This window comes from Candidatus Allofournierella excrementigallinarum, from assembly GCF_944388085.1.
Taxonomy (GTDB): domain Bacteria; phylum Bacillota; class Clostridia; order Oscillospirales; family Ruminococcaceae; genus Allofournierella_A; species Allofournierella_A excrementigallinarum.
Genome location: NZ_CALXHK010000007.1, coordinates 1 through 19,986 on the forward strand (window position 1 = coordinate 1; position 19,986 = coordinate 19,986).

Here is a 19,986-nt window from a genome sequence, read left to right on the forward strand (position 1 = left end):
CTTGATTTTGCATTGCTTTTTTGCACCCCTTAAAGACTTAAAGTTTCTGCTTGACTTTTATTAGCAGGTCTTTCTTGCTGATACAACGAGTTTCTACCGGATATTATAACACAAATCGGCCCGCCGCACCAACGAAAGAGCCCCGGCGGCAAAAAGCCCCGGCAGCAGGACCGGGGCGAAGCTGGTTTTATTCCGCGGCGGAGGCAGGCTCGGAGGCGGACTGGGAGGCGGGCGCGGGGTCGGGCGCGCCGTAGGTGGAGATGGTCACCGCGTTGATGGTCACCGGCTCCAAAATCTGGCCGTCCTCGCCCTTTTCGCCGCCGGCGATGGCGTCCACCACCTCCATGCCCTCATAGACCTGGCCGAACACCGTGTCGGTGTTGTCCAGATAGGGCAGCCCGCCCACGGCGGCGTAGGCGTCGATCACTTCCTGGCGCACCCCCGCGTCGGCGAGGGTCTGCTGGCCGGCCTTGTCCACGCTGGAAGGCAGGGCCTGCACAAAGTAGAACTGGCTGGTGGTGGAGGGGTCGGCGTCCGGGCTGTTGGCGGCGCACAGCGCCCCGGCGTAGTGGTGCAGCTTGTCGGTGTATTCGGCGGGGAAGGGGTTGCCGTTCCAGATGGTGGAACCGCCGAGCCCTGAGCCGGTGCCGTCGCCGCTCTGCACCACAAAGCCGTACTCCGCCCGGTGGAAGGCAAGGCCGTTGTAGTAGCCCTGCTCTGCAAGGCCCACGAAGTTATCCACCGCCATGGGGGCAAGGTCGGGATAAAGCACCGCCCGCACCTCGCCGGCGCTGGTGTCAAAAATGGCGATGGTGTCGCCCTCGGCGGGGGCGGTGAACTGCACCTCGGCGGATTCATAGGCCTGCCGCTTGACGGCATCCCCGGGCTGGGGGGCGCCGCCGCAGCCGGCCAGCGCCCCGGCGGCCAGCAGGCAGGCGGCAAGAAAAGCAAAACGTCGCATCGTTCTCTCCTTTAACTGGAAAACAGAATGTATCAGTATTATAGCATACACCGGGGCAAAATAGCAGGGGAGGGCAAAAAGTTTCACAGCGCGCCCCCGGCGATTGGGGATTGACGGCGGCGGGAAAACAGGTTACACTAAGACCAGAAAGAACCGGCGGCGCGCCGCCCGTGGAAAGAGGAGAACGCCATGGCCGAGACCAAAGTGCCCCCCACCCCGCAGGAAGAGGACGATTACACCCCCGATCTCATCACCCTGGAAGACGAGGACGGCAAAGAGCACGTCTTTGAGGTGATCGACGCGGTGGACCTGGACGACACCCACTATATGGCGCTGGTGCCTTATGTGGAGGACGAAAAGCAGCTGGAAGAGACCGAGGCCGAGCTGATCCTGATGAAGGTGGGCGAGGACGAGAACGGCGAATACCTGGACATCGTCGAGGACGACGAAGAACTCTACAAAGTGAGCAAGATGTTTGAAAAGCGCCTGCAGGAGTTTTTCGACATCGAGCAGTAAGCGAAACGGCATTCCTGCCTTGTTCGATTTGTTGCGGCTTGATATAATCCTACTAATCAAATCAAGGGAGCCCGGCGGTTGCCCGGCAGATTGCAGACCTCCCGCCCCGCGCATGCGCGGGCCAAGGCGGACGAAGGGAGCGAGAAACCGGGCACAGGGCACCCACCTGCCACCCGGTAGGTTTTGATTGGCCGCAGACGGCAAGGCGGGGCCTTTATAGAAAAAATAGGGACGCACCCGAACGGGCGCGTCCCTGTTTTGCGTTTGGTTCAAAAGCCCAGCGGCTCGCCCACCAGCAGCACCTTGATGCGCCCCGGGATGCGCTGGAAGCTGTGGATGGTGGTGGTGCAGCAGATGCGGGCCGGGCTGTGGCAGTGCTCGCACCTGCCGGTGGCCGCGCAGGGGGTGGCGCAGTTGAGGCGCACCGTGTTGGCCGGTGCGGCGATGGCCTCCACCCGCTCCTTCGCGGCGGCCAGGTCCTTCACGATCTTGTTGCAGCCCACCACCAGCAGCACGTTTTCGGGCCCGAAGGTGATGGCCGCCACCCGGTTGGAGTTGCCGTCCACGTTGTAAATTTCGCCCGCCTCGGTGACGGCGTTGGCGCTGGCCAGATACCAGTCGGCGCTGAACACCCGGCGGTAGAGCCTGCCCAGCTCCTCGCCCGCAAGGCCGGTGCGGTCCAGAAATTCATAGCGTCCGCTGGCCAGAAGGTCCATGACCCCCGTCTCCGCCAGGGTCATGCTGCCGCCGTTTGCCACGGTGGCCCCTTCCGGGATGAGCTTTTCCACAAACTCCCGCACCCCGGCGGCGCTGGGCAGATACCAGCCCTCCATGTTGTTGGCCTTCAAAGCGGAGATCACCCGTTTGGCCCGCTTTTCAATGTTGTCCTTCACAGCGTCGTGCATCCTTCGCTCCTCCTTGCTTTTTTGCCCTTATTATACCACATTGACAGAAAGGGCGGAACGTGTAGAATAAGAAGGAGACGCATTTTGCGAAAGAAGGAGAGCCGCCCCATGGCAAAACGACTGCGCGCAGGCGATGTGATCCCGGAGTTCCGCTTCGACACCCCCTATCGCCCCCAGCAGAGCTTCTACGAGCTGCTGGAAGGGGAAAAGCCCGTGTTCCTCGTGTTCCTGCGCAACTTCGGCCACCCCCTCACCCGGAACTATATCATGGAGTACATCAAGTCCGCCGGCTCGCTGCGCAGCGCCCGGCTGGTGTGCGTTGTGCAGACCAGGCCCCAGACCATCTCCAGGGCCATCCCCGAAGGGGCCATGCCCTACGAGCTGATGTGCGACGCCGAGGGCGTGCTCTACCGCTTCTTTGCCGTGCCCAGCGAGAAAAGCCGGATGAAGTGCTTTTCCCTCAAGGCCATGAAGATCATCAATGAAGCCAAGAAAAAGGGCTTCCGGCCCCGGGCGGGCGAGGCCTGGCAGCTGCCCCTGACGCTGCTGGTGGGCCCGGCGGGCCGGGTGCTGCTGGCCCACTACGGCGCCACCCTCACCGACCTGCCGGAGGACTGCGCCGCCATGGAGGAGCTGGCCGCCGACCTTCTGCCCGCCCTGCCCGCCGAGTGGCTGGCCGCCGCGCCCGCCGCCCCGGTGGCCGACAGCTTCAGCGCCGCCTTCGGCGCCGCTCCCGCCGCGCCTGCAAAACCGGCTCCCGCCGCGCCCCAGGCTGACGGCGGGCCTTTTGAGGCCGGCTTTGACACCCCGCTGGAGGCGTTCGATGCCCCCGAGCCCGGCGGCACGCAGGACCTGGACGCGCCGACGGAAGCGCTTGCAGCGCCCGCTTCGCCCGCCGCCCCTGCCGCGCCTGCGGCGCAGCCCGAGGCCCCCAGGGCCCCGGCGGTGGACCTTGCCGCCCTGGGCTTCGGCGCGGGAAATTGACAGGGGAGGGACACCGCTTTTGAAACAGGAACTGAAATATCTGCCCATGCTGGCCCTCACCGCCCTGATCTGGGGCGCGGCCTTCGTTGCCCAGAGCGTGGGCAACGAATACGTGGGCCCCTTCACCTTCAACTGCGTGCGCAGCCTGCTGGGCGGCGCGGTGCTGCTGCCGCTCATCCCGCTGCTGGGCCGCCTGTCCGGCAACCGGCGGGAAGAAACCGCCCCCGCCGACCGGAAAAACCTTTGGCTGGGCGGCGCGTTGTGCGGCGTGATCCTGGGCCTTGCCAGCAGCCTGCAGCAGTGGGCGCTGGAATACGCCAGCGTGGGCAAGGTGGGTTTCATCACCGCCCTCTACATCGTCATCGTGCCGCTGTTGGGCATCTTCTTCCACCGCCGGCCCGGCGCGCAGGTGTGGCTGGCGGTGGCCGTCGCCCTGGGCGGGCTGTATCTTCTGTGCTGGAACGGCAGCGCCGCCATCGGCCCGGGGGAGATGCTCCTCTTCGGGTGCAGCGGCCTGTTCAGCCTGCACATCCTCGTCATCGACCATTTTTCCCCCCTGGTGGACGGCGTCAAGCTCTCCTGCGTGCAGTTCTTTGTGGCGGGCGCGTTCTGCGCCGTGCCCGCGCTGCTTTTCGAGCAGCCCACCCTCAGCGGAGTGCTGGGTGCCTGGGGCCCCATCCTCTACGCCGGCGTGCTGAGCTGCGGCGTGGCCTACACCCTGCAGGTGGTGGCCCAAAGGCATGTGGAGCCCACCCTGGCCAGCCTGACTTTGAGCCTGGAAAGCGTGTTCAGCGTGCTGGCGGGCTGGCTGCTGCTGCACCAGACCCTCACCGCACGGGAGATGGGCGGCTGCGCGCTGATGTTCTGCGCCATCGTGCTGGCGCAGCTGCCGCCGCGGAAAAAGGCGGCAAAACCCTGAAACACAAAAATCCCGGAGCCGCGGCTCCGGGATTTTTCCTCTTTCAGGCAAGGCCCAGGGCGGCCCGGGCCAAGAACCAAACCGCCGGCACCAGAAGGGAGGGCAGCAGGTCGAGGGCCTTGGTCTCGCGGATGTTCAGGATGGAGAGGCCCGACGCGGCGATGAGCACGCCCCCCACGATGGAAAGCTCGCACATCACATCGCCGGTGAAGAAGCCTTCCAGCGCGCTGGCCCCCAGGTAGATGGACCCCTGCCAGCAGAAGAGCACCGCCCCGGCGGCGCACATGCCCGGCCCGTAGGCCGAGCCCAGCACCATGAAGGTGACGAAGTCCAGCGTGGCGTTGGTGAACAGGAAGGTGTGGTCCCCCAGAAGGGCGCTCTGGATGGGCCCCAGGATGGACAGGCTCCCCATGCAGCACAGGAGGATGCCGGTGGAGAGACCCTGGCTCAGCTCGGTCTTGGAAAACCGCCGCACCAGCCGGGTGAAGGCCCCGTCGATGTCCAGCGCGGTGCCGATGAGGCTGCCGATGGCAAGGCTGGCGATGAACAGCACCGGGAACCGGCTCTCGGAGAGGTTTTCCACCACCGTCTGGGTGCCCAGAAACACGGCGGTGAAGCCCATGGCGGTGTAGAGCGCCTGCTGGTATTTTTCCGCAAGGCCCCGCCGCAGGGCGCTGCCCAGAAGGCTTCCCGCCAGGATGGCGGCGGCGTTTACGATGGTGCCCAGCATGGGCGGCCCACGCTCCTTTCCCTTTTTAAAAACTTACAGGCAGTATTATAAGCGCCGTGGCCGCCGATTGCAAGGCCGTGCGCAAAATTTGCAAAAGGGGCGCGGCGCGGTTGCAACCCCCGCCGCTTTCTTCTATAATAAAAGGGATGAAGCCCCGCCCCGGCGGCGAGGGCCAGCAAAAGGAGACGACGCAATGCCGAATCTGTTGATTTTGGGCGCGGGCGGCTTTGGCCGCATGATCTATGAAAATGTGCAGAGCACCCGCCAGTTTGACAAGATCGCCATGCTGGACGACGCGGCCAAGGGCCCCGAGGTGATCGGCAAGCTGGTGGACTACACCGCCCTGCGGGAGGAATACCCCTGCGCGGTGGCGGCCTTCGGGAACAACAAACTGCGGGTGCAGTGGGTGGACCGCCTGCTGGCCGCGGGCTTCGTTGTGCCCACCATCATCCATCCGTCGGCGGTGGTCAGCCCCTCGGCGGTGGTGGGCGCGGGCAGCTTTGTGATGCAGCGGGCGGTGGTGAACACCCACACCGTGCTGGGCAAAGGGTGCCTGGTCAACTGCGGCGCCATCATCGACCACGACACCGTGGTGGGCGACGGCGCCCACATCAGCCTGGGCAGCGTGGTCAAGGCCAACTGCCAGATCGAGCCGGGCCGCAAGGTGGAGGCGGGCGAGGTCATCTTCGCCCAGCGCCGGGCCATCGACGGGGTGGACAGCCGCGAGCTGCAGGACGCCCTCTATGCCTTCGGCTTCGGCAACCAGTGCAGCTACGTCAAGCCCTTCGGCGCGGGCCACATCAACGAGACCTACGCCGTCTACATGCCCGGCGAGGAGGGGGACGAGCTGCGCTATGTGCTGCAGCGGGTGAACACCCATGTGTTCAAGAACCCCCGCGAGGTGATGCAGAACATCTTCGGCGTCACCGAGTATCTGCGCACCGTCATCCGGGCCGAGGGCGGCGACCCCGACCGGGAGACCTTGAGCTACATCAAGACCAAGGGCGGCGAGAATTACTATCAGGACACCCGCGGCCTGCCCTGGCGCTGCTACAACTACATCCCCGATTCGGTGTGCTACCAGAGCGTGGAGACCCCCGAGCAGTTCTACCAGTCCGCCCGCAGCTTCGGTAAGTTCTTAAAGCAGCTGGACGGTTATCCCATCGAGACGCTGCACGAGACCATCCCCAAATTCCACGACACCGAGAACCGCCTGCGCGCCTTCAAGCGGGCGGTGCAGCGGGATGTGAAGAACCGGGTGCGCACCTGCAAAAAGGAAATTGATTTTGTGCTGGCGCGCGCGGCGGACTGCAGCGTGCTGATGGACGGCCTGCGGCAGGGCAGGCTGCCGGTGCGGGTGACCCACAACGACACCAAGCTGAACAACATCCTCTTTGACGGCGAGACCGGCAAGGGCATGTGCATCATCGACCTGGACACCATCATGCCGGGCCTTGCCCTCAACGACTTCGGCGACTCCATCCGCTTCGGCGCCACCCGCGCCGCGGAGGACGAGCCGGACGTGAGCAAGGTGCACTTCGAGCTGGACCTCTTCGAGGCCTACACCAAGGGCTATCTCGAGGCGGCGGGGGACGTGCTCACCGACGCGGAGAAGGAGTATCTGCCCTGGGGCGCGAAGATCATCACGCTGGAGTGCGGCATGCGTTTCCTCACCGACTACCTCCAGGGCGACGTTTACTTCAAGACCCAGTACCCCCACCACAACCTGGTGCGCTGCCGCACCCAGTTCAAACTGGTGGCGGAGATGGAAGAACATTTTGAAGAGATGAAAGCCATCGTGAAAAAATACAGCGAAACGCCCGGGGGAGAGAAAGAATAAGGAGAGAAAGAGAATGAAACTGCTCATCGCCTCCGACCTGCACGGGTCGGCCCACTTCTGCGAAAAACTGCTGGCGCGCATCGCCGCCGAGCAGCCGGACAAGATCCTGCTGCTGGGCGACCTGCTCTACCACGGCCCCCGCAACGACCTGCCGGAAGGGTACGCCCCCAAAAAGGTCATCCCCATGCTCAACGGCCTGAAAGACAGGATCATCGCCGTGCGGGGCAACTGCGAAGCCGAGGTGGACCAGATGGTGCTGGAGTTCCCCATCATGGCGGACTACACTACCCTTCTGCTGGAAAACGGCCGCACCCTCTTTGCCACCCACGGCCACCTCTTCGACCCGGACCACCTGCCCCCGCTGCCCGCGGGCAGCGCCTTCGCCTTCGGCCACATCCATGTGAAGCATGCCCGGCGGCAGGGCGACACCCTCATCCTGAACCCCGGCAGCGTGTCCATCCCGAAGGACGGCAGCCACAGCTGCATGGTCTATGAAAACGGAGCTTTCACCGCCAAGACCCTGGACGGCGAGCCGGTGGCCAGCGTGGCCTTCTGAAAAAGAATAAGCGCGGCGCGGAAAGGATTTCTTTCCGCACCGCGCGTTTTTTGTTTGTTACCGCAGGCTGTCGCCGGCGATGGAAACGAGCCGCTCTTCGTCCAGCACCTGCAAGCTGCCCCGGCCCAGCTTCACCAGGCCCTCGGAGGAAAAATACCGCAGCATCCGGGTGATGACCTCCCGGGCGCTGCCCAGATGCTGGGCGATGGCGTCGTGGGTGAGGGCCAGGGTGCCCGACCCGGTGAGGCGGCTTTCCTCCACCAGAAAGGCCGCCAGGCGGCTGTCCAGGTGTTTGTAAAGGATCTGGTCCAGCAGCCACATCACGTCGGAAAAGCGGCTGGCGATGAGCTCGGTGGTGAAGTTCGCCACCGGGGCCGACTGGCGCATCAGCTCCTTGTACACCGGCGCGGGGATGCGCCAGAACACCGTGTCCTGCTCGGCCTGCACCGAGATGTCGAACTGCAGGCTGTTCAGCATGCAGTAGGCGCTCATCAGGCACACGTCCCGGCTGAACAGCCGGTAGAGGGTGACCTGCCGCCCGTCCTCCGACAAAGAAAAGCCCCACAGCTGGCCGCTCACCAGCACCAGCAGGCCCACGCAGTCGGCGGTGCCGTTGTGGATGACTTCGCCCTTTTTCACGCGCTCCAGCGTGGCGGAGTTTTCCAGCTTCGCCTGCTGCTGGCCCGTCAGCTCCTTCCAGAAGGGCAGATATTCCCGAAGCTCCATGCCGCACGCCTCCCTTTTTCGTTCACAGGCTCAAAAGGCCCAGATGTTCCAGCAGCACCTTGACGCCGATGAGGATGAGCACCACGCCGCCCGCCAGTTCCGCACCGCCCTTGTAGCGCGCACCGAAGCGGTGGCCCGCCCACACGCCCGCGGCGGACAGGCAGAAGGTGGTCAGGCCGATGAAGCTCACCGCCCAGAGGATCTGCACATCCAGCAGCGCCAGGCTCACCCCGGCGGCCAGCGCGTCGATGCTGGTGGCCACTGCCAGCGGCAGCATCTCTTTGGGGGAGAAGCCCCTGTCCGCGGGGCAGGCCTGCTCCCGGGATTCCCGTATCATCCCCACGCCGATGAAGGCCAGCAGGCCGAACACCACCCAGTGGTCAAAGCCGCTGATGAACCGGGCGAACTGGGCGCCCAGGATGTAGCCCAGCAGGGGCATCAGCGCCTGGAACCCGCCGAAGTAAAGGCCGGTGACGGCCATGTGGCCCGGTTTCAATTTGGGCTGGCCGAGCCCCTTGCAGATGGAAACGGCGAAGGCGTCCATCGAAAGCCCCACCGCCAGGATAAACAGTTCCGCCAGACCCATGCAAAACCCACCTTGTTACGCCCTGCGGCGCAGATTGTAAAGAAAGTTTGCCGCCGCCGTGGCGACGATGACCAGATACCCCACCCAGCTCCACGCGTCGGGCACCTGCCGGAAGAACAAAAAGCCCAGCAGCGCCGAGAAAAGGATTTGGGAGTAATCGAACACCGAGATCTCCCGCGCCGGGGCGCAGGTGTAGGCGGCGGTGATGGAGAACTGGGCCAGCGCCGCCGAAAGCCCCACCAGCAGCAGGACGCCCAGCTGGGCGGCGGTCATGGGCGCAAAGCCCGCCAGCATCATCGGCCCGGTCGCAACGCAGGAGAACAGGGAAAAGCAGAACACGATGAAGGGCCCCGGCACCCCGCGGGTGCCCAGCAGATGCACCATGGTGTAGGCAAAGCCCGCGCCAAAGCCGCCCAAAAGGCCGATGAGCGCCGGGCCGAGGGCCATGTTCTGGCCGGTGGGCTTCACCACCAGCAGCACCCCGCAGAAGGCCGCCGCCACCGCCCCCAGCTGGAAGGGGCTCAGCTTTTCCTTCAAAAGAAGCGCGCTCAGCACGATGGCGAAGAAGGGGCTCATCTTGTTGAGCATGGAGGCGTCCGCCAGCAGCAGATGGTCCACCGCGTAAAAGTTGCACAGCACCCCCAGCGTGCCGAAGGAACAGCGCAGGAACATATACCACCAGTCGGCTTTTGCCATCTTGACGGCGGGGCGCTTTTTTGCCAGCACCGCCGCCGCGAAGAACAGCGCCACCAGATTGCGGAAAAAGCTCTTCTGCACGGCGGGCAGGTCCCCCGCCAGCCGCACCAGCAGCGCCATCAGCGCAAAGAAGAACGCCGAAAGAATAATGTAAAAAACGCCTTTGTATCGTTTGTCCAACAAAACGGCCTCCCGAAAAATCTGTGAAACGGTATCATTATAACAACGCGCGGCCCGAAAGTAAAGGGCGGCGGTTTGCCCGGCGGGCTGCAAAAAAATGCTTGCATTCGGCGGGGGGCTGTGCTATAATACAACTCGCAGCCGGTGCGCAGGTGTCGTACAACGGCTAGTACATCAGCCTTCCAAGCTGAGGACGTGGGTTCGACTCCCATCACCTGCTCCAACAGCGGTTCGGCTGGCGCGTGATACGCGGATGTGGCGGAATTGGCAGACGCGCTAGATTCAGGTTCTAGTGGGGGCAACTCCATATGGGTTCAAGTCCCTTCATCCGCACCAGCGGCCCCGGTCTTTGACCGGGGCCGTTTTCTCTTGCGCATGTGAAAAGGGGGAAAAGCATGGCGAAACTGGAAAAAGTCATTGACGGCGATTTCGACGCGCTGCTGGCGCGCATCGAGCGGGGCCTGCTGGAGGGCAGCGTTTCCGCCGCGCCGGAGGACTCCAGCGACTTTCAGGAGGGCGGCGCCCGGTGCAGCGTGCGGGTGTTCGAGCGCTTCAGCTACACCGGCGCAAACCGCCTGAGCATGAACCTGACCCTCTTTCAAGGCGGCGGGCCCGTCCATCTCTCCGCCGTTACTGCCGGCGGCGGCCATGCGCCGTTCGTCAGGACCGGCGCATGGGGCGAAGAAGCCTTCCTGGACAAGCTCCGAAAGCTGCTGTGAGGCGCCCCGCCGCGCTTGTGATCGTGATGTGAAAAGGCCTGCTCCGCACGGAGCGGGCCCTTTTCGTTCAAAAGGGCAGGGCGGGCGCCCCGTTCGGGAACGCCCGCCCTGCCAAAGCTGACCGCGGATATCCAGTTCAGTTGCCGGGCATGCCGCCGGCCAAAAAGTCGCGCACATCGTCGCACAGCGCCTTCACGTTGTCTTCGCCGATGTAGATCATGTGGCCGGAGGGATAGCCCTTGAGGCACACGCGGTCCATGGGCAGGCCCGCATGGTCCAGCATGTAGTGGATGATGCCGATGTGGGTGGCGGTGTCGTAGTAGCCGTTGGCAAAGAACACCCGCAGCCCGTGCATGCGGAACATGGCGTTGCGCAGCTGCTCGCCGGTGGTGCCCATGGGGGCCTCCCGGTTCCACTTGTCCTCCTTGGTGTACATGTCGTACATGCAGGCGGAAGGAACATACACCCGGTCCAGATGGATGTTCAGCTTGGGAAAGATGACGCCGGTGAGCACCCCGAAGAAGAACGCGCCGTAGCGGTCGCTGGATGCGTCGTCCCAAACGCCTGCCGCCTGCTCCACGGTTTCAGGCACATAGCGGGGGCGGGTGATGCGCCCGTCGAACCGGGCCACCGAAGCGCCCTTGTCCTTGATGACCTCCAGACGGAAGCTCTCGTCGTCGATGCGCAGCGCCCGGTCCTCCAGATACTGGCGGGACACGCCGGTGAAAGCGCGGATCTGGCGGATGACCTCCTCCCGCTCCTCGCCCGCCAGGCGCTGGCCTTTGTAAAGGGCGCTCAGATAGGTGGTGTCGGCGAACTCCTTGGCCCGCTGTACGAAGGCTTCCAGCGGCGCGTCGGTGGGATGGTTGTGGTACCAGTGGATGGCCGCATAGCTGGGGAAGGCCACCACCGCGTGTTCCACCGGCACCTCCCGTTCAAAGTATTTGCCGGTGGTCACCGTGTTGCCGATCATCACGATGCCGTCAAAGGCCACCGCGTAGGAGCGCTCGTGGCTGCGGGTGGCGGCGATGCCGGCGGCGGTGGCGGCGCGGGTGCAGCCGTAGCTTTCGCCGATGATGTACTTGGGGCTGGACCAGCGGCCATAGCGATGCAGCCATTTTTCCACGAACACCAGCAGGGCTTCCGCGTCCTCCTCGATGCCGAAGAACCGGCCGGCGCTGCCCTCGTCCAGCAGCACGCCGTAGCCGGTGCCCACCGGGTCCACCAGAACTACGTCCGCCACATCCAGCAGGCAGTCGGGATTGTCCATGCTTTTGTAGGGGGGCAGGGAAGTGGCCCGGTCGGTCTCCTCATAGACCAGCCGGGTGGCGCCCAAAAGGCCCGCGTGCACGTGCATGGAAGAGGAGCCCGGGCCGCCGTTGAATCCGAACACCACCGGGCGCTCCGACGCGTCCTCCACGTCGGAACGGAAGTAGGAATAGGAGAAGATGGACGCCAGCGGTTTGCCGGATTTGTCATAAAAGACGTTGTCCTCGCTGACAGTGTGGTAGGGGATGCGCCGGCCCCGCAGCTCGATCTCGCCGTCCGATTCGAAGCGGGCGGGAGTGAAGGAAGCCGGGTCGAATTTTTCCGTCGTGTACATGATGTTCTGCCTCCTTGCTTTTTTGTCAGAGCGTCAGCAGTCCTGCCGGCGGATGGCGCCGCCGGGCAGCGCGCCGGTGTGGCGGCCGTCCCGGATGACCGGCACGCCGTTCACCAGCACGTGCTGGATGCCCTCGGGATAAACGGTGGGATCGATGACGTTCTCGTTGGTCTTGAGCGCTTCCCAGTCGATGACCAGCACATCCGCCTGTTTGCCGGGGGCCAGGGTGCCCCGCTTTTTGAAGTGCAGCAGTTCGGCGGGCCGCCCGGTGAGCTTGTGGATCATCTCCACCCGGTCGCCGCCGCCCAGCTCGGTCAAAAACTTGATGAAGCCGCAGTAGGTGTTGGGATTGGGTTTGTTTCCGGGGCTCTCGGGGTCGTAGGCCACGGTGGAGGTGGAGCCGAACACGAAGGTGTCGTTGCCCAGGGTGGCCTTGGGATGGCCCACAAAGGTCTTCACGCTCTCGGCGCTGGCGTCGTGCACCGCCCGGAAGATCTGGGTGCGCCGGTCGATGAGCAGCAGCTCGAACAGAGCGGTGAGGGTGTCGCAGCCCATCGCCTCGCCCACCTGGCGGGCGGTCTTGCCCTCGTAGCGGCGCTGGGCGCAGCGGATGATCCTGATCTCGTCCTCCCACTCCGGCTGCACCTTGGGATTCAGGATGTAGTAGGAGCCGGAGAAGATGGCCTCCCGTATCATCTGGCGGTAGTCCTGCGCCCGCAGGTTGCGCAAAAACAGGCTCACCCCGCCGGTGAACTTATACCAGGGGCGGAACAGGGTGATGAGGTCGGGGGCGATCATGGTGCCGCCGGTGGAGTTGGGGATCACGTCAAACCCCGCCCGCGCCCCTCTGGCCACATACTCGTCGATGACCTGCAGGGTGCGCCTGGAGGCGGCGGCCTGGAGATAGTCGTCGTTGGCGGGGTAGAGGTCGTATCCCTTGGAGAGGTGGGAGATCTGCACCTGGATATCGTTGGCAAGGCCGATCTCCAAAATCTCCTTGATGCCGTCGATCTTTTTCTGCCGCGTGGGGGTGCCGCGGCGCTGGCCGGTCTTGCGCCAGTGGGCGAACAGGATGCCGCCGTCCTTTTTCAGCTCCCTGGTCATCTCCAGCAGCTCGGCGGTGTCGGAAAAGATGCCCGGCTCATAGTCCAGCCCCACCGACATGCCGAACGCGCCGGCGTCCAGCGCTTCATGGATGTCCGCTTTCAGCTGCGTTTTTTCCGCTTCGGTGAGGGGGCGGTCGCCGTCCGGGCCGGCGGCGTTCATGCGGATGGTGCTGTAGCCCAGCACCGGCACGATGTTGCCGGAAGTGCCGTGAGCGTCCACCGCGTCCAGCCACTCGTGAAAGGTGCGCCAGGTCACGTTGAAGCCGCAGTGGCGGCGGACGAGGGGGATGACCTCTTCGCTCAGGGCGTAGTAGTCGTCGGCGTACATGTCGGCGTAGAGCTTGGGGGTCAGTTCGTCGAAAATGTCCCGCATGGCCTGGTTGGCCAGCCAGTATTTGCCCACCGGCGCGATGGACTGGCCGCACATGCAGCCCACAAAGGTGGTGATGCCCTGGTGCAGCATGCTGTCCATGGTGGGATAGGCCAGCAGGGTCTGATCCGCATGGGAGTGCATCTCGATGAAACCGGGGGTGACCACCCTGCCCGCCGCATCGACGACCTCCCGGGCCTGGGAGGGGTCGATGGAGCCGATGGCGGCGATCTTTCCGTCCCGGATGGCCACGTCCGCCTCCATGGCGGCGGCGCCGGTGCCGTCGATGACAGTGCCCCCCTTTATAAGGATGTCATACATGGCGCGTCACTCCTTGTCCCACACGTTGCGGAACACCCGCAGCAGGTTGCCGCCCAGCACCTTTTTGATGTCCTCCCCGCCAAAGCCCCGGGCCAGCAGATGGTCCACCAGGTTGTCCCACTCGTCAAAATAGTTGAAGCCCTGCACGTGCTTCTGGTAGCCGTTGAACCTGCCGAACCAGTTGGGGCAGGTGCGCTCAAACTCCACCCGGCCCATCAGATAGTCCAGGGTGGGGCGCTTCCAGCGGTCGGTGCCGATGCCCACGTGGTCGATGCCCACCAGATCGGCCACATGCGCGATGTGGTCGATGAAGCGGTCCACCGTGGGCCAGCTGCTCTGGTCTTCGTCGCACATCACGCTGTGGGGGCACAGGCCGATCACGCCGCCCTTGGCTGCCAGCGCCCTGATCTGCTCGTCGTTGGCGTTGCGGGTGTGCTTTGCCACATCGTAACAGGAGGAGTGGGAGAAGATGACCGGGTCCGCCGAGGCGGCGATGGCGTCCAGCGAGGTCCTGCGCCCCGCGTGGGACAGGTCGATCAGCATGCCCACCCGGTTCATTTCATAGATGCACTGCTCGCCGAAGCGGCTCAGGCCGGTATCGTCGCTCACGAAGGCACCGGAGCCGATGAAGCTCTGCTGGTTGTAGGTCAGCTGCACGATCTTCAGCCCCAGGCGGTTGAGAAGGGAGATGTAGCGCAGGTCCTGTTCAAAGCAGAAGGCGCCCTGGGTGCTCATGATGACCGCCAGCTTGCCCTCGGCCTTGGCCCGCAGGATGTCTGCGGCGCTGGTGGCCACGATGACCTTTTCGGGCAGCGTCTCTTCCAATAAGTAATATTGGTGGATCGCCTTGCAGCACTCGGTGAAATTGCAGGGATAGTTGTCGTCCACGATGGTGGTGCTGATGGCGGTCACGCCGCCCTCCAGAAGGATGTCCACGATGCTGTGGTCCGGGCCGCACTCAAAGGGCGGGTCGGTGAACAGGCCGTGGAACAGGGAGTCGATGGCGCAGCTCTCTTTCAGGATGCGGGCCGCACCGGCGGATGCATTGCTCATGGGGATGCCCTCCTTGTTGGCATTTTCAGCCATGCTTTTGTTCCATTATTCCACAACTGAAAGAGAAAAGCAATTAGAATAATATATGATAATTCAAGGCTTTAAAATGATAAAATTGTAAACTTGCACATTGACAAAGTGAGCTTTTGTGATTACAATAATATAAAATTCGCGGCAAAATAAGGGAAAATACCGTATATTTTTTCATTTTTTCGTGCAAATGTCCAAAATCAACGGAGGTTGTTGTTCAATCTGACGAAGGGCCCCGCCCCGCGGGGAAGAACATATATCAACGGTATAAAATATATGATTTTTTCAATGCCGGAAAAACGGGGGAGGCGGAAAACGTGAAATTCGTATTCAATGCCCGGCGCAACGAAGAAGCCCGGAAGATGCTGATGATGCGGCCCGCTGTGTCTGAGGCTGAGGCGGCGCTGAAAAAAGACGATACCGACGCGGCCGCCCTTTACGCGCTGGGCACGGCCCTGGCTTTGGAAAACAGATACAACGAGGCCGTCGAAGCCCACAGCCGGGGCATCGCCTTTGATCCTTTTTATGCCCCCAACTACTTCGGGCGCGGCAGGCGGCACAATGCATCAGGCCGTTTCTGGCAGGCGGTGGCGGATTTCACCATGGCCATCCACCTGGACTCCTCCAACTGGATCTATTGGTACTACCGGGCCACCACCCTCAACCTCCACGGCCATGTGGAGGAATCGCTGGACGACTTCACCCGCTGCCTTTCCCTCACCGCGCCGGAGGAGCATTACCCTCTGGCGGATTGGCTGTACACCTCCAACGTCGAGCTTGGCCGCTACAATGCGGCGGAAAAAAGCCTCGAACTGGTGGACGCTTCGGTGGAAGCCCCGCAGATGGACTACGGCTACCGGCGCTCGGTGCTGCTGTACAAAGGGCTGGTCAAGCCGGAAGAGTTCATCGACATCCCGCTTTTGGAAAAGAACGTGCTGCCCCAGGAAGGGCGGGTGCAGCTGGAACTCAACGGCCTGTACTACAGCCTCTACTGTTACTGGATGGTCCACGGCGAGCCGGAAAAGGCCGCCGACGCCATACGCGAGCTGATGAAGGTGGCCTGGCCCGGGGCGTTTGCCCACACGAAGGCGCTGCCCATTGCAAAAAGGCTGGGCATCGTCCCCTGAGCGGCGGGATGGATCGTGGGACTGAACAAAGGCGTTCGGAACCGCATGGCGCGCTCTGGACGCTTTTTTTAAATCGCAGGCGGAATGACCGGCGAAAAGAACACGGGAGGTGCGGGAAATGAAGTTCGTTTTCAATCAGGAAAAGAACGACCATGCGCGCAAGCTGCTGATGATGCAGCCCAAGGTGGAGGAAGCGAAGGCCGCCCTGGAAAAGGACGACACCGACGCATATGCATGGTACGTTTACGGCAAGGCCCTGTCACTGGAAAAACGGTATGAAGAGGCCATCGAGGCCCACAGCCGGGGCATCGCCTTCGACCCGTTCTACGCCCCCAACTACTTTGGCCGCGGCGGGAAATACAGCTCCACCGGCCGCCTTTGGAGCGCGCTGGCGGATTACACCATGGCCATCCATCTCGACTGCTCCAACTGGCTCTACTGGTACTACCGGGCCACCACCCTGAATCTGGCGGGCCATCTGGAAGAATCCATCGACGATTTCCGCCAGTGCATGAAGGTGTCTGACCCGACGGAGCATTACCCCCTGGCCCATTGGATCTATTCCACTTATGTGGAGATGGGCCAGTACGAAAAGGCGGAAAAGAGCCTGGAGGAGGTGGACGCCACCGTCACGCCGCCCCAGATGGACTACGGCTACTGCCGCACGGTCCGCCTCTATAAAGGAATGGTCAAGCCGGAGGAGTTCATCGAGCCGGACATGAAGGACAAGGTGCTCCCCCGGGAAAAGCGGGTGGAGCTGGAGCAGAACACCATGTACTATGGGCTGTACTGCTACTGGATGGTGCACGGCGAACCGGAAAAGGCCGCCGAAGCCATTAAAAAGCTTCTCAAGATCGCCTACCCCGGGGCGTTCGGCTACACCAAATCCATTCCGGTGGCCCGGCGGCTGGGCCTCATGGAGTGAGGCAGAAGGCAAAAGACCGCAGTGCGCGGATCAAATTTACAACAGGAGGCAGTTGAAATGAAATTCGTCTACAACGAAGAGAAAAATGAGGAGATGCGCCACATCCTGATGATGCAGCCCACCATCGAGGAGGCCAAGGCAAAACTGGAAAAGGACGACACCGACGCCCGCGCCTGGTATGAGTACGGCACTGCCCTGGGCAATGCCGGCCAGCTGGAGGAGGCGGTGGAGGCCTATTCCCACGGCATCGCCTTCGACCCCTTCTACGCCCCCAACTACTTCGGCCGCGGCCGCAAGAACAACGGCCTGGGCCGCTTCTGGGCCGCCGTGGCGGACTTCACCGTTGCCATCCATCTGGATTCCGACAGCTGGACCTACTGGTACTACCGTGCCACCACCCTGAACCTGGGCGGCCATCTGGAGGAGTCCATCGACGACTTCCGCCAGTGCATGAAGCTGTCCAACCCCGCTGAGCACTACCCCCTGATCCACTGGATCTACACCACCTACATCGAGCTGGGCGAATTTGAGAAGGCCCGGAAGTGCCTGGATGAGATCGACGCCACTGTGGAGCCGCCCCAGATGGACTATGGCTACTGCCGCGCCGTCCGTCTGTACAAGGGCCTTGTGAAACCCGAGGAGTTCGTTGAGCCGGACATGAAGGACAAGGTGCTGCCCCGCGAGAACCGGGTGAACCTGGAGCTGAACGGCATGTACTACGGCCTGTACTGCTACTGGACCCTGCACGGTGAGCCCGAGAAGGCCGCCGACGCTTTGCGCGAGCTGATGAAGGTGGCCTATCCCGGCGCCTTCGGTTACACCAAGGGCCTGGCTGTTGCCAAGAAGCTGGGCATCGTCAAAGAATAAGGAGCAGCATCATGATCGAATACATCGACCCGGCGCCCACGTTCGCCCGCGCCGTCAAACACGGCGGCGTGATCTATTTCAGCGGCCATGTGGACGGCCAGAAACACGACACCATCGCCGGCCAGACCAAGGCCCTGTGCGAGCGCTATGAGCAGCTGCTGGAACAGCACGGCAGCGACAAGGACCACATGCTGTTCGTCACCATCTACATCTCCGACCTGTCGTTGAAAGAGGAGATGAACAAGGTGTGGGACGCCTGGCTTAACCCCGGCCGCGCCCCCGCCCGGGTCTGCGTGGAAGCGAAGATCCCCGAGGGCTACTTCCTCGAGATGAGCGTCGTGGCGGCGCTGAAATAAAACGCCTCTCGGAGAGAGCGCGAACGGGCCCCGGGCACGCTCTCTCCCTTCTCTTGAAAACCGGCCCGGGGGCGCGCCCTTCGGGAAAATATAGAGTAAAGAATGCGGGAGAAAAACCATGCTCAGATACATCGTAAAACGACTGCTGCAGCTGATCCCCACGCTGCTGCTGGTGTCCATCATCGTGTTTTTGATGGTCCGCATCATCCCCGGCGACCCCATCACCCTGCTCTACGGTGTGTCCGAGAGCGGTGGGACCAGCGAAGAATACCTGGACGCCATGCGGGACAAATACGGCCTGAACGACCCGCTGATCGTTCAGTATTTCCGCTGGATCACCGGCTTTGTCCAGGGAGACATGGGCACCTCGCTGCGCACCCACAAGACCGTTCTGGAAGAACTGACCAACCGCTATCCCTATACCGTCACGCTGGCGGTGGGCGGCACGGTGGTGGGCTCCATCATCGGCGTGATATGCGGCATCCTCGCCGCCACCTTCCATAACAAGGCGGGCGACAACATCGTCATGGTCATATCCATGGTGGCGGTCTCGGTGCCGTCCTTCTTCCTGGCGATGCTGCTGATGCTATATTTCTGCTTGCATCTCGGCGTTTTGCCAAGCCTTGGCCTGCGAAGCTGGCGGCACGCGATCCTTCCCATCGCCACGCTTGGCCTTGGGGCGGTGGGCATGATCGCCCGCACCACCCGGTCCTCCATGCTGGACGTCATCAACCAGGACTACATCCGCACCGCCCGGGCCTACGGCACCTCGAAGTTCAAGATCATCACCCAGTACGCCTTTAAGAACGCGCTGATCCCCGTGCTCACCGCCATCGGTCTGCGCTTCGGCAGCCTGCTGGCCGGCGCGGCGCTGGTAGAGACCATCTTCACCATCCAGGGCATCGGCAGTTTCCTGGTGGACAGTGTGAATGGCCGCGACTATCCCGCCATCCAGAGCACGGTGCTCGTTCTGGCTGCTTCCTTCGTGATCGTGAACACGCTGGTGGACATCATCTACGGCCTGGTCGATCCCCGGGTCAAATACGATTGAGGAGGCAGCGGAATGAAATCACCCATCGTCCGGCGCTTTTTGAAGCGCAAGGTTTCCATCATTGGCCTGGCCGTGCTGCTGGCCTTTTTTCTGATGGCGCTCATCGGCCCCTTCCTGTGCAGCTACGACCCCCTTGGGCAGGATACCAGCATGATCAGCCAGGGCCCCAGCGCCGAGCACTGGTTCGGCACTGACTACCTGGGACGCGACACCTTCACCCGCATCGTCTACGGCGCCCGCGTTTCACTGGGAATCAGTTTTGCGGGGGTGCTCTCCGGGTGCTTTGTGGGCATTATCCTGGGTGTGTGCGCCGGCTATTTCGGCGGCTGGGTGGACGCCGTCATCTCCCGTATCATCGACGTGCTGCTGGCCTTCCCGGGCCTTTTGCTGGCCATCGTCATTGTGGCCATCCTGGGCAACGGCACCCAGAACACCGTCATCGCCATCGCCGTGTTCGCGGTGCCTTCCATCGCCCGCATGGTGCGCGGCGTGGTCATCTCCAACAAGGATGCGCAGTACATCGGCGCGGCCAAGGTGATGGGCGAGTCCGACGGGCAGATCATCCTCACGCACATCATCCCGAACTCCGTGTCCCAGATCATCGTCAACGTCACGCTGAACCTGGGCACCGCCATCCTGACTTCCTCGTCCCTGTCCTTTCTGGGCATGGGCGTGCAGCCGCCCAGCCCCGAGTGGGGCGCCATGCTCAACAAGGCGAAAGAGGTCATCCGCACCAATCCCTGGGAGGCCATCTTCCCCGGCCTGGTCATCACCCTGGTGGTGATGAGCTTCAGCCTGGTGGGCGACGGCCTGCGGGACGCGCTGGACCCCAAACTGAAGAATGTATCCTGAATGCGGA

The 19,986-nt window shown here is 63.0% G+C and carries 21 protein-coding genes, 2 tRNA genes and 1 other RNA gene; 15 read left to right on the forward strand and 9 right to left on the reverse strand.

Annotation, left to right across the window (positions count from 1 at the left end; all coding sequences use genetic code 11):
* Positions 1-187: 187 nt before the first annotated feature.
* On the reverse strand, positions 188-961 hold the full coding sequence (locus ACH2AT_RS02205; RefSeq protein ID WP_394963204.1) for a peptidylprolyl isomerase: 774 nt from the start codon (positions 959-961) through the stop codon (positions 188-190).
* A gap of 189 nt (positions 962-1,150) precedes the next feature.
* On the opposite strand from ACH2AT_RS02205, the gene ACH2AT_RS02210 reads away from it, so the two are divergent.
* Positions 1,151-1,477: a DUF1292 domain-containing protein gene (locus ACH2AT_RS02210; RefSeq protein ID WP_394963206.1), complete on the forward strand. Its 327-nt coding sequence runs from the start codon at positions 1,151-1,153 to the stop codon at positions 1,475-1,477.
* Between the two features lie 8 nt (positions 1,478-1,485).
* Positions 1,486-1,693, forward strand: a non-coding RNA gene (ssrS, locus tag ACH2AT_RS02215) — 6S RNA.
* Positions 1,694-1,746: 53 nt separating this feature from the next.
* Here the strand turns inward: ssrS and ACH2AT_RS02220 are convergent.
* Positions 1,747-2,382: a lactate utilization protein gene (locus ACH2AT_RS02220; protein WP_394963208.1), complete on the reverse strand. Its 636-nt coding sequence runs from the start codon at positions 2,380-2,382 to the stop codon at positions 1,747-1,749.
* Positions 2,383-2,490: 108 nt separating this feature from the next.
* Between ACH2AT_RS02220 and ACH2AT_RS02225 the strand changes: the two genes are divergently transcribed.
* The gene (locus ACH2AT_RS02225; RefSeq protein ID WP_394963210.1) at positions 2,491-3,366 is read left to right on the forward strand and encodes a hypothetical protein; all 876 of its coding nucleotides are present in this window, start codon (positions 2,491-2,493) and stop codon (positions 3,364-3,366) included.
* 19 nt (positions 3,367-3,385) lie between these two features.
* Positions 3,386-4,285 (forward strand): DMT family transporter, encoded by a 900-nt coding sequence (locus ACH2AT_RS02230; RefSeq protein WP_394963212.1) that lies wholly within the window; start codon positions 3,386-3,388, stop codon positions 4,283-4,285.
* Positions 4,286-4,328: 43 nt separating this feature from the next.
* Here the strand turns inward: ACH2AT_RS02230 and ACH2AT_RS02235 are convergent, their stop codons facing one another.
* Positions 4,329-5,015, reverse strand: coding sequence for a DUF554 domain-containing protein (locus ACH2AT_RS02235; RefSeq protein WP_394963214.1), 687 nt, complete (start codon positions 5,013-5,015; stop codon positions 4,329-4,331).
* Between the two features lie 193 nt (positions 5,016-5,208).
* On the opposite strand from ACH2AT_RS02235, the gene ACH2AT_RS02240 reads away from it, so the two are divergent.
* A complete protein-coding gene (locus ACH2AT_RS02240) occupies positions 5,209-6,855 on the forward strand; it encodes a phosphotransferase (RefSeq protein WP_394963216.1) in 1,647 nt (548 codons plus the stop codon).
* A gap of 13 nt (positions 6,856-6,868) precedes the next feature.
* Positions 6,869-7,411: a phosphodiesterase gene (gene yfcE, locus ACH2AT_RS02245; RefSeq protein ID WP_394963218.1), complete on the forward strand. Its 543-nt coding sequence runs from the start codon at positions 6,869-6,871 to the stop codon at positions 7,409-7,411.
* A 57-nt stretch (positions 7,412-7,468) separates the two neighbouring features.
* Here yfcE and ACH2AT_RS02250 read toward each other — a convergent pair whose 3' ends face one another.
* Genes ACH2AT_RS02250 through ACH2AT_RS02260 form a run of 3 tightly spaced genes read right to left on the reverse strand, consistent with a single transcriptional unit; the run spans position 7,469 to position 9,599 of the window.
* Positions 7,469-8,137, reverse strand: a complete 669-nt coding sequence (locus tag ACH2AT_RS02250) for a Crp/Fnr family transcriptional regulator (protein WP_394963220.1) — start codon at positions 8,135-8,137, stop codon at positions 7,469-7,471.
* Between the two features lie 22 nt (positions 8,138-8,159).
* Positions 8,160-8,723 carry a manganese efflux pump MntP family protein gene (locus tag ACH2AT_RS02255; RefSeq protein ID WP_394963222.1) on the reverse strand — a complete coding sequence of 188 codons (564 nt, stop codon included), beginning with the start codon at positions 8,721-8,723 and terminating at the stop codon, positions 8,160-8,162.
* 15 nt (positions 8,724-8,738) lie between these two features.
* A complete protein-coding gene (locus ACH2AT_RS02260) occupies positions 8,739-9,599 on the reverse strand; it encodes a DMT family transporter (RefSeq protein WP_394963224.1) in 861 nt (286 codons plus the stop codon).
* A gap of 148 nt (positions 9,600-9,747) precedes the next feature.
* Between ACH2AT_RS02260 and ACH2AT_RS02265 the strand changes: the two genes are divergently transcribed.
* The 3 genes from ACH2AT_RS02265 to ACH2AT_RS02275 all read left to right on the forward strand — a co-directional run bounded on the left by ACH2AT_RS02265 (position 9,748) and on the right by ACH2AT_RS02275 (position 10,318).
* Positions 9,748-9,822 (forward strand) — tRNA-Gly (locus ACH2AT_RS02265).
* 26 nt (positions 9,823-9,848) lie between these two features.
* Positions 9,849-9,935, forward strand: a tRNA-Leu gene (locus ACH2AT_RS02270).
* Between the two features lie 59 nt (positions 9,936-9,994).
* On the forward strand, positions 9,995-10,318 hold the full coding sequence (locus ACH2AT_RS02275) for a DUF6054 family protein (RefSeq protein WP_394963226.1): 324 nt from the start codon (positions 9,995-9,997) through the stop codon (positions 10,316-10,318).
* A gap of 136 nt (positions 10,319-10,454) precedes the next feature.
* On the opposite strand, the gene ACH2AT_RS02280 is transcribed toward ACH2AT_RS02275, so the two are convergent.
* The 3 genes from ACH2AT_RS02280 to ACH2AT_RS02290 are packed head-to-tail and all read right to left on the reverse strand — an operon-like array spanning position 10,455 to position 14,771.
* A complete protein-coding gene (locus ACH2AT_RS02280) occupies positions 10,455-11,921 on the reverse strand; it encodes a hypothetical protein (protein ID WP_394963228.1) in 1,467 nt (488 codons plus the stop codon).
* A 33-nt stretch (positions 11,922-11,954) separates the two neighbouring features.
* Positions 11,955-13,718, reverse strand: a complete 1,764-nt coding sequence (locus ACH2AT_RS02285; RefSeq protein WP_394963230.1) for an amidohydrolase family protein — start codon at positions 13,716-13,718, stop codon at positions 11,955-11,957.
* Positions 13,719-13,724: 6 nt separating this feature from the next.
* Positions 13,725-14,771 (reverse strand): dipeptidase, encoded by a 1,047-nt coding sequence (locus tag ACH2AT_RS02290; protein ID WP_394963232.1) that lies wholly within the window; start codon positions 14,769-14,771, stop codon positions 13,725-13,727.
* A gap of 347 nt (positions 14,772-15,118) precedes the next feature.
* On the opposite strand from ACH2AT_RS02290, the gene ACH2AT_RS02295 reads away from it, so the two are divergent.
* From ACH2AT_RS02295 to ACH2AT_RS02320, 6 genes are all read left to right on the forward strand, one after another.
* Entirely contained in the window at positions 15,119-15,928 is an 810-nt protein-coding gene (locus tag ACH2AT_RS02295; protein ID WP_394963234.1) for a tetratricopeptide repeat protein, read from the forward strand.
* A 118-nt stretch (positions 15,929-16,046) separates the two neighbouring features.
* Positions 16,047-16,853: a tetratricopeptide repeat protein gene (locus tag ACH2AT_RS02300; RefSeq protein WP_394963236.1), complete on the forward strand. Its 807-nt coding sequence runs from the start codon at positions 16,047-16,049 to the stop codon at positions 16,851-16,853.
* Between the two features lie 57 nt (positions 16,854-16,910).
* Positions 16,911-17,720: a tetratricopeptide repeat protein gene (locus tag ACH2AT_RS02305; RefSeq protein WP_394963238.1), complete on the forward strand. Its 810-nt coding sequence runs from the start codon at positions 16,911-16,913 to the stop codon at positions 17,718-17,720.
* Positions 17,721-17,731: 11 nt separating this feature from the next.
* The gene (locus ACH2AT_RS02310; RefSeq protein ID WP_394963239.1) at positions 17,732-18,076 is read left to right on the forward strand and encodes a RidA family protein; all 345 of its coding nucleotides are present in this window, start codon (positions 17,732-17,734) and stop codon (positions 18,074-18,076) included.
* 118 nt (positions 18,077-18,194) lie between these two features.
* Positions 18,195-19,127: an ABC transporter permease gene (locus tag ACH2AT_RS02315; RefSeq protein ID WP_394963241.1), complete on the forward strand. Its 933-nt coding sequence runs from the start codon at positions 18,195-18,197 to the stop codon at positions 19,125-19,127.
* Positions 19,128-19,139: 12 nt separating this feature from the next.
* The gene (locus tag ACH2AT_RS02320; protein ID WP_394963243.1) at positions 19,140-19,979 is read left to right on the forward strand and encodes an ABC transporter permease; all 840 of its coding nucleotides are present in this window, start codon (positions 19,140-19,142) and stop codon (positions 19,977-19,979) included.
* Positions 19,980-19,986: the final 7 nt, after the last annotated feature.

What these genes read in the sequence shown, in the direction of transcription:
- ACH2AT_RS02205 (WP_394963204.1), bottom strand. Translation starts at nt 961, where the DNA reads ATGCGACGTTTTGCTTTTCTTGCCGCCTGCCTGCTGGCCGCCGGGGCG.
- ACH2AT_RS02210 (WP_394963206.1), top strand. Translation starts at nt 1,151, where the DNA reads ATGGCCGAGACCAAAGTGCCCCCCACCCCGCAGGAAGAGGACGATTAC.
- ACH2AT_RS02220 (WP_394963208.1), bottom strand. Translation starts at nt 2,382, where the DNA reads ATGCACGACGCTGTGAAGGACAACATTGAAAAGCGGGCCAAACGGGTG.
- ACH2AT_RS02225 (WP_394963210.1), top strand. Translation starts at nt 2,491, where the DNA reads ATGGCAAAACGACTGCGCGCAGGCGATGTGATCCCGGAGTTCCGCTTC.
- ACH2AT_RS02235 (WP_394963214.1), bottom strand. Translation starts at nt 5,015, where the DNA reads ATGCTGGGCACCATCGTAAACGCCGCCGCCATCCTGGCGGGAAGCCTT.
- ACH2AT_RS02240 (WP_394963216.1), top strand. Translation starts at nt 5,209, where the DNA reads ATGCCGAATCTGTTGATTTTGGGCGCGGGCGGCTTTGGCCGCATGATC.
- yfcE (WP_394963218.1), top strand. Translation starts at nt 6,869, where the DNA reads ATGAAACTGCTCATCGCCTCCGACCTGCACGGGTCGGCCCACTTCTGC.
- ACH2AT_RS02250 (WP_394963220.1), bottom strand. Translation starts at nt 8,137, where the DNA reads ATGGAGCTTCGGGAATATCTGCCCTTCTGGAAGGAGCTGACGGGCCAG.
- ACH2AT_RS02255 (WP_394963222.1), bottom strand. Translation starts at nt 8,723, where the DNA reads ATGGGTCTGGCGGAACTGTTTATCCTGGCGGTGGGGCTTTCGATGGAC.
- ACH2AT_RS02275 (WP_394963226.1), top strand. Translation starts at nt 9,995, where the DNA reads ATGGCGAAACTGGAAAAAGTCATTGACGGCGATTTCGACGCGCTGCTG.
- ACH2AT_RS02280 (WP_394963228.1), bottom strand. Translation starts at nt 11,921, where the DNA reads ATGTACACGACGGAAAAATTCGACCCGGCTTCCTTCACTCCCGCCCGC.
- ACH2AT_RS02285 (WP_394963230.1), bottom strand. Translation starts at nt 13,718, where the DNA reads ATGTATGACATCCTTATAAAGGGGGGCACTGTCATCGACGGCACCGGC.
- ACH2AT_RS02290 (WP_394963232.1), bottom strand. Translation starts at nt 14,771, where the DNA reads ATGAGCAATGCATCCGCCGGTGCGGCCCGCATCCTGAAAGAGAGCTGC.
- ACH2AT_RS02300 (WP_394963236.1), top strand. Translation starts at nt 16,047, where the DNA reads ATGAAGTTCGTTTTCAATCAGGAAAAGAACGACCATGCGCGCAAGCTG.
- ACH2AT_RS02305 (WP_394963238.1), top strand. Translation starts at nt 16,911, where the DNA reads ATGAAATTCGTCTACAACGAAGAGAAAAATGAGGAGATGCGCCACATC.
- ACH2AT_RS02310 (WP_394963239.1), top strand. Translation starts at nt 17,732, where the DNA reads ATGATCGAATACATCGACCCGGCGCCCACGTTCGCCCGCGCCGTCAAA.
- ACH2AT_RS02315 (WP_394963241.1), top strand. Translation starts at nt 18,195, where the DNA reads ATGCTCAGATACATCGTAAAACGACTGCTGCAGCTGATCCCCACGCTG.
- ACH2AT_RS02320 (WP_394963243.1), top strand. Translation starts at nt 19,140, where the DNA reads ATGAAATCACCCATCGTCCGGCGCTTTTTGAAGCGCAAGGTTTCCATC.